This is a genomic window from Paenibacillus sp. A3 (assembly GCF_001399685.1).
Taxonomy (GTDB): Bacteria; Bacillota; Bacilli; order Paenibacillales; family NBRC-103111; genus Paenibacillus_G.
The window spans coordinates 22,692-30,048 of the sequence record NZ_JTHN01000260.1 but is presented as its reverse complement, the minus strand read 5'-3'; the positions used below and the strand labels follow the sequence as shown (position 1 = coordinate 30,048).

At 56.6% G+C, this 7,357-nt stretch carries 7 protein-coding genes; 4 read left to right on the top strand and 3 right to left on the bottom strand.

Annotated elements, in window-relative coordinates; all coding sequences use genetic code 11:
- Positions 1-287 precede the first annotated feature (287 nt).
- From QJ48_RS31845 to QJ48_RS31830, 4 genes are all read left to right on the top strand, one after another.
- The gene (locus QJ48_RS31845) at positions 288-548 is read left to right on the top strand and encodes a YciI family protein (RefSeq protein WP_054977345.1); all 261 of its coding nucleotides are present in this window, start codon (positions 288-290) and stop codon (positions 546-548) included.
- 159 nt (positions 549-707) lie between these two features.
- Complete coding sequence (locus tag QJ48_RS31840; RefSeq protein ID WP_054977344.1) at positions 708-1,517, top strand: DeoR/GlpR family DNA-binding transcription regulator; 810 nt, start codon at positions 708-710, stop codon at positions 1,515-1,517.
- A 44-nt stretch (positions 1,518-1,561) separates the two neighbouring features.
- Entirely contained in the window at positions 1,562-2,533 is a 972-nt protein-coding gene (locus QJ48_RS31835; RefSeq protein WP_157261823.1) for an ROK family protein, read from the top strand.
- A gap of 385 nt (positions 2,534-2,918) precedes the next feature.
- Positions 2,919-3,239, top strand: a complete 321-nt coding sequence (locus tag QJ48_RS31830) for a hypothetical protein (protein WP_054977342.1) — start codon at positions 2,919-2,921, stop codon at positions 3,237-3,239.
- A 161-nt stretch (positions 3,240-3,400) separates the two neighbouring features.
- Here QJ48_RS31830 and QJ48_RS31825 read toward each other — a convergent pair whose 3' ends face one another.
- From QJ48_RS31825 to QJ48_RS31815, 3 genes are read right to left on the bottom strand one after another with little or no spacing between them, the layout of a single operon-like run.
- Positions 3,401-4,774 (bottom strand): polysaccharide deacetylase family protein, encoded by a 1,374-nt coding sequence (locus tag QJ48_RS31825; RefSeq protein WP_054977341.1) that lies wholly within the window; start codon positions 4,772-4,774, stop codon positions 3,401-3,403.
- Positions 4,767-6,056 (bottom strand): MFS transporter, encoded by a 1,290-nt coding sequence (locus tag QJ48_RS31820; RefSeq protein ID WP_337589645.1) that lies wholly within the window; start codon positions 6,054-6,056, stop codon positions 4,767-4,769. The genes QJ48_RS31825 and QJ48_RS31820 overlap by 8 nt, the downstream gene beginning before the upstream one ends.
- Positions 5,986-7,125, bottom strand: a complete 1,140-nt coding sequence (locus tag QJ48_RS31815) for an MGDG synthase family glycosyltransferase (protein WP_054977340.1) — start codon at positions 7,123-7,125, stop codon at positions 5,986-5,988. Before QJ48_RS31815 ends, QJ48_RS31820 begins: the two co-directional genes overlap by 71 nt.
- Between the last annotated feature and the right edge of the window lie 232 nt (positions 7,126-7,357).

Sequence of the window (7,357 nt, the reverse complement as noted above, 5' to 3'; positions counted from 1 at the left end):
CCGGAATAACCGGCCCGTCAGGCTGTTGAGAAAGTGGGTTTTACAAAAAAAAGAGATGTATACGTAGGTGGGGTATCTACTGGAGAAGCGATAGCGCTCGCCTTTGTCTGCGGGAAATACCCGCTATTCAGCGGCTTCAATCAAAATTTCCCGCTGACAACAGCGATCGGAAGTAGATACCCCACCCCCTCGTACACCTCTATTACCTCAATTCACCACTTTCTCAACAAGCTCACGGTCCGGAATAACCGGCCCGTCATTATAATACAGAAACGGGGTATTCCAGAATGAAGCATTTCGTTGTGTTTTTGCCGATGCTCGATGAAGCGAAGAGCGCGGCCTACCGTCCCGAGCATTTGGCTTATTTGGAGGCGCTGCGCGGTCAAGGGCGTATTTTCGCCAACGGACGGTTTACGGACGGCGCTGGCGGCATGGTCATATATAAGGCCGAGTCGCTGGAAGAAGCGACGGCTTGGGCGGAGAACGACCCATACGTGCTTCACGGCGCCCGCCGCTATGAGATTCACGAGTGGGACCTGGTGCAATAAGCTGGTCCCGCGCGCTCGCCGCTCCCTGGAACAGCTTAGCAACGTTCGCCCGCAACGCCCCCTTCTTTCCGTTTGATTGAAATTGATTGATATCGTCAAAAAAATGATTTATTATTTCATTAGATTGTCAAACGGATGGGAACGACAGGAGGGGACGCCATGAGCGGAAAGATGCTCAGCAAGGGCGACCGGCGGCGCGAGCAGATTATGAACTTGCTGAAACGCCAAGGAAAAATTACGATTCAAGAGATCATTGACAAGTTCGCATGCTCGGAAGCGACCGCCCGGCGCGACTTGGACCTGCTGGAGAAGCAAGGCGGGCTTATCCGCAGCCTGGGCGGCGCGCAGCTGGATACGCCGTCTCCGTCCGCCGGCAGGGAAGTCCCCTTCAACGAGAAGAAGGAGCTGTTGTGGCTGGAAAAGGAAGCCATCGCGGCCAAGGCCGCTTCGCTGGTGGAGGAAGGCGACGTCATCGGGCTGAGCGGGGGCACGACGACGTTTCTCATCGCCCGGGAGCTCAAGCTGCGCAGGGGCATCACCGTCGTGACCAACGCGGTGAACATCGCCATGGAGCTGTCCGAGAGCGACGGCATTCAGGTGGTATTGACCGGCGGCGTGATGCGGAGCAACAGCTTTGAGCTGTGCGGTCCGCTTGCGGAGAAAATTGTGGATAGCGTCAACATCGGCATGATGTTTTTGGGCGTCGACGGCGTTACCGAGGAGCAGGGCTTGACCACCTTCTCCGAGCAGGAAGCCGACATCGCCCGGCTGATGCTGAAGCGGTCGCGCCGGACGGTTGCCGTCTTCGACCATACAAAGGTCGGCCGGACTTCGCTATTCAGCATTGCGCCACTGACGGCCGTGCAGGGCTGTATCACGAACCAGCCGGCTGACGAGAAGCTGAAGCGGTATTTGGAAGAGCAGGGGATCGCGCTGTACTTGGCAGAGCCGGCGGCTCCCGTCCTCTGATGGGGAGATTACTAGAGCGAAACGCAAAGAAAAGAGGAGATCCGGTGAAACATTACGTAGGAATCGATATCGGCGGTACCAATATGGTTTGCGGCTTGACGGACGAGACGGGACGGACGCTGCGCATGACGAAGGTGGCGACCGAGGCGCAGCGGGGCAGCGAGGATGTGATCGAGCGGCTGGGGAAGGCCGTCAGCGAATTGATCGCGGAGGCCGGCGTATCGCCGGAGGCGGTCGGCATCGGGATTCCCGGGTTCGTCGATCATGTGAATGGAGTGTCGGTGCTCGCCGTCAACCTCGGCTGGAAAAACGTCCCGATAACGTCGGAGCTGAGCAAGCATCTCGGCGGACTGCCCGTTTACCTTAACCACGATGTGCGAATGTATGTGTACGGCGAGGCGGTAGCGGGGGCGGGACAAGGCTACAAGCACGTATTCGGCCTTACGGTCGGGACGGGCCTCGCGGCGGCGATGGTGAACGAAGGCAGACTGTATTACGGGAGCGGCGGACGCGCTGGCGAATTCGGACACATCCCGGTTCCGGGCCTTGACTACCATTGCAACTGCGGAATGACAGGGTGCCTGGAGACAGCCGTTTCGGCGACGGGCATTGCCCGCCAAGCGAGGGAAGCGGTACAGCGGGGCGAATCGACGATATTGGCCGAGCGTTTCGCCGGAGACAAGCTTCAGCAGTTGACGTCCGCGGACGTATCCCGCGCATACGACGAAGGAGACCCTGCGGCGATTGCCGTGATGGAGCGCACGGGGACGCTGCTTGGCCGGGGCTTGGCGGCTGCGATTCCGCTGTTCAGCCCGGAGGCGATCGTGATCGGCGGCGGCGGGTCGCTGGCGGGCGAGCGATTGTTCGCGCCGATGCGCAAAGAAATCGAGCGGTTCACGCTTTCGTTCTACTTGGACGATCTCGTCATCAAGCCAGCTGAACGGATTGAAGATGCGGGCGTCGTCGGCAGCGCGCTGTATGCGAAGCAGCGTCTGAACGGTACCGATATTGTATAACAATAAAAAATGGAACCGTCACTGTCCGGGGGCAGCGTGCGGTTCCATTTCTTTTTGTGCTTATCCATTAAACGTCTCTGTTTCTCGTGCAGCGTTGGGGTCGCGCGTTCGACGGGAACGACGCCGTGCCAGCTTCCGCGGTTCAGCTCGGGATTGCGAGAGCCTTCACGCTCCAGCTTCCGCCGTTTTTTCCATGCTTGACTTTTGGCCATATCGGCACCTCCTGAATCGGTCTCCATTCCATTATACGCTTCTTGAAGGTCGATGACCAGACGGTGGGAGTTTGACAGTTTTGCGGCGAACCGTGCAACCGGTTGTACCGCTTCTTCTTTCATGGTAACCTTGGAAGGGATAAACATGCGACTGAACAGGAGTGGGACTTACCTTGACATACGATGCGATTTATTGGCTCATGCTGGGAGCCGGATTTGTATTCACGGGACTCGTTGGGGTTCTTATGATGTGGAAGACCGAGAAGCTGCTGCTTTCGTTTCTGGCAGGGACGGCGGTCAACGTTCTGCTGACGGCGGGTGCGGTCTGGTGGTGGTCGTCGGTTTTTGCGGGCTCCGAGCAGCAGTTTTCCCGGATGTTCGGTTTGTTCGGACTGGGAATATCGTTCGTGAATAACGAGGTGCTGCTGTTTTTCGCTCAACTGATCATGAAGAAAAAAATCGGCGGCGATCCGGCCCCAGACACCGACGCCTAGTTACAATAACGATTGAAATGTAACAAAACTGTAATCTGAATTTTATCGTGCGTTAACGTTCCTTGGCTATAATAACAATCGACCCCCTTTTTAATATATAAATTCCTTGACAGCCTGCAATCTTCACGATTGCAGGCTCTTTGTTGTTTGCGGAGCTTCCTTTACATCCCTTGATACATGCTTTCGTCGTAGCCTCTCCCGGCCGTCAGCGGGTTCGAGGTCAGCTTCGGATTGGGGAAGCCGCTCGACGGGTATCTCCGGCGCACTTCGTTTGCGGAGATCGCAATCATTTTCGGCGTCAGCAGCGCGGTCTTCGTATCCAGTCTCCGCTTTCCCTGCGGGTGGATGACGTACAGCAGCCATCGCAAGTAAAGCTTGGAGCAGAATAAAAAGATGCCCTTGGGCAGTTCGGAAACGGTAAATCCGAGCTGCGAAGCGCCGCGATGAATGATCGAGACGCCGTATAAGCCTTTCACGTCACGGAACGTCGGATCGCTGGCCAGCCGTTCGGATACGTGCGGCAAACACCGCTCCATCGCGCGAATCAATTGTACGGCCAGCTGCATCGGAGATCTGGCTTGCGTACCGAGGCTGAGCAGCGTTGCATTGTCGAGGTGAAGCTCCATGACGTGGTCGCCCGGTTCGATGAATTGTCCGTCATTCAGCGGAATCCGTTTGCCATGATACCGGCACAGCCGAAACTGGAGCAGCGCGTTAGACGGATCGATCGGCCGCACATGAAGCAGCCATTGAAAGAACCGTTCCCATTGCAGCCAGACCGCGGCAATCCATCGTTTTCGCTTTGGCCGGTCCGCAGGCAGACGATCCTCCGGCTCGCTCAGCGGAAACCGCTCGTCGATGCGGACGAACGTAAAGCCGCGGCGCGCCGTTTCCGTCAAAAATTCATCAAGCGCGGCGATCATGAGCTCCGGCGCATCCGGGTCCGCTCCGAGTGTATCGCCGCTGTCATGAAGCACGATCACCGAACCGCTCTGAAGCTGGGCGAACAACCGCTCCTTGATGGTGTCCTTGCCCGTCCGGTTGAGCCAATCCCCCACAATAAGCGACCAGAGCACGATGCGGAATCGCCGGGACAGAAAAAAGTCAAAGATGTTCACAACCCCCCAAGGGGGACGATAAAATTGAGGGGACTTGCCGGTAATTTTCTCGATCGCCTCGGCGGTCCGGTTAATTTGCTTTCTGACCTTCCAAGGCATCATCAAGGCATTGGTGCGGTGGACATAATTATGAACCCCGATCAGGTGGCCCTCGTTGTGCATGCGTAGAATCAATTCGGGGTAACGCTCCGCCTTGGACCCGAGCACGAAAAAGGTCGCTTTGACACCGTGCCGTGCCAGCAGGTCGAGCAGAATCGGCGTATATTTCGGGTCCGGACCGTCATCGAAGGTGAGCGCAATACCGTGCTCGGTGTTTTCTTTCGGGTACGCGCCCAGCGAGAAGACGCGCATGAGAAACGTAGGGATCAGCGTATATAAAGTAAGGACGATAACGAGAATCGTGATCGATTCAGCCATGCTCCATCACTCTTTCTACAGGAACGAAACAATAAAACAAAGCAATCCCCCCTAGCAGAGCTGCACTGGTCAATACGGCGGCCGGTTCATGAAACGCGGCGGCCAGCCATCCGCCGATCACCGGACCGATGGCGACACCGATCCCTTCCACGCTTGAAAACAATCCCCAGCCGAGGCCCTGCTGGTTTTTCGGCACATAGTCCGCCAGAAGGGCATTCCACGCCGGAAGGACGGCTGAATAGGCAAAGCCGAGGACTGCGGCGATCAGCACGGCGGCAGGCAGCGCCGTAACCCGGGTCAGAAGGAAGAGAGCGGCAGCCATCACCCCGAACCCGAAGACGAGAAACCATTTGCGTCCCAAGCGGTCGGACCATTTTCCCATCGGGATCAGAAACAGGACTGTCAAAGCGCCCCCGGCCATCAGGACGAGCGAGTAGCCGCTGTGACTGACGCCCAGCGTATTGGCGGCAAAGCTCGGCAGGATCGGAACGAGCATGCCGGCGGCCGCCGTTTGCAGAATCATGCCGGGAAGCAGCGGCTTCATCGTTTTCATTCGTTCCCACAGCAGCTCCGCTTGACGTTTCAGCGGGATGTAGGTTTGCTTGGAGGCGACTTCATTTTTCATCCGCAGTGCCAGCAACCATCCGAGAGCCCACAAGCCGACCATCAGCCAGAAGGAGAGCCGGTATCCTTTATCGATCAAAAAGTTGATAACGACCGGCCCGGACCCTAAGCCGACCAGCCATATCGTATAAAGGATGCCCATTTGGGATGCCCGATTCTCCTCCTTAATTTTACTGAGGCAGACAAGCCATACCGGAGAAACGCCAATGCCGAATACGGCGGCCGCTGCAATAAGCACCCATGCCTGATGGAAGTAGTACATGGCGAGCAGGCCGAGCAGCGAAACGAACAAACCGGAATGAAGAATAAGCCGGAGCGAAAAGCGATCGAGCAAATAACCGGCCAAGCATTTGATCGCCGTATCCGAGACGTAATGGACGGACACGGCGGCGCCGACAACGGCGACGGAAAGACCAAGAATACCCGTAGCATAGGTCGGTAAAAAGGAGACCAGATAGGCGCCCCGAACGAATTCGACCAAAAACAAAATGAGCGCAAGCGGCAGTACGTCTTTGTCCATTGCGATTTTTCGCAGCACCTGTCCTAAACACCTCCTGTATGACAAGCAAAAAGCCGAGCCTCCCGCTCTAGCCGAAAAGTCCGGTCCTGGTAGGGGAGAGACTTTCGAGCATATCCGAGACGACCGCCTCCGCCGCATCTCCGCGGTACAATTCCTCCATGGCAGCCTTCATTCGTTCCGTTTGTCCGGGGAGAGAGACGATCCGCTTCACGAGCGAAGTCAACTCATCCGGGCGCTGCGCAATTTCGACCGCTCCTTGCTGCGCCAAGAAGCGGGCATTTTCTTTCTCCTGGCCGGGAAGGGGGCGGAAGACGATAACCGGCAGACGCATGGCCAGTGCTTCCGAGAGCGTAATGCCTCCGGCTTTCGTAATTAAGCACGACGAGATCGCCATGAGCTCATGAATGTGCTCCACGTAGCCGAGAATGTGGACGCGGGAATGCCCGGCAAACGATGCTTCGATCTGCTCTTGGAGCGGTTTGTTTCTGCCGCATACAAAGACAAGCTCGATTTCGTCCAACCGGAGCAGCGCGTGCCCCATCCGGCTGATGTGCTTCAAGACGCCGTAGGCTCCGGCCATCAGGAGAACGACGGGCTTGGAAGGCTCGATGCCATGCTTCAGGCAGACGTCCTGCCGCCGGATCGGCTCGCTGAACGGGCTGCGCAGCGGGATGCCGCTCACCTCAATGCGGTGCTCCGGCACGCCGGAAGCGGCGATCTGCCGCTTTAACTGCTCCGTGGCTACGTAATATTTATCAATATCCGGGTGAATCCAGCGCTGGTGAAGGACAAAGTCGGTTAATATGGTATACGTCCGGACGGCCGTACCGTTGTCGGATATCAGCCCGGAGACGACCGGCAGCGGAAACGTATAAATAATCGCATCGGGCCGTTCGGCCTGCAGCATTTGCTTGAATTTGCGCGTACCGAACCGGTTCAGCATTTTTGTAAACGCCGTATCGTGCTTTAAATGCTGGGTCAAATAAAAGCTCCAGCCGTATAAATCCGGCCCCAAGGTAGAGCTTTTCAGATAAACGTAACGGGTAACGGCATTCATGAAGGGGTGGGCCTCCGCAAGCAGGTCCACAAGCTTGACCCGGTCGACTCCCAAGCGGGCAAAACGCTGTTGCAGCGCTTTGGCCACCTGGAGATGGCCGTCGCCGTAGCTGGCGTATAAAATCAAAATGTTGGGGTTGGCTTCAGTCATAGTTTTTCACGCACCTTAATTCTCATTCAGATTCGCGAAACAATGGTGAAGTTGTGGAAGGGGGGCAAGAAGGCCCCATCATTATCATATACGAGTTTGCGAAAAGGTACAAAAAATTGAGGAAATTTTCTGATTTGTCCCATAGGACATCCTATTCGCCCGGAGTGCAACTTAGGCGCAAAGCCAAAAAAAATCGGCTCCTGGGATAGGAGCCGACGGTGTATCGAAGCTG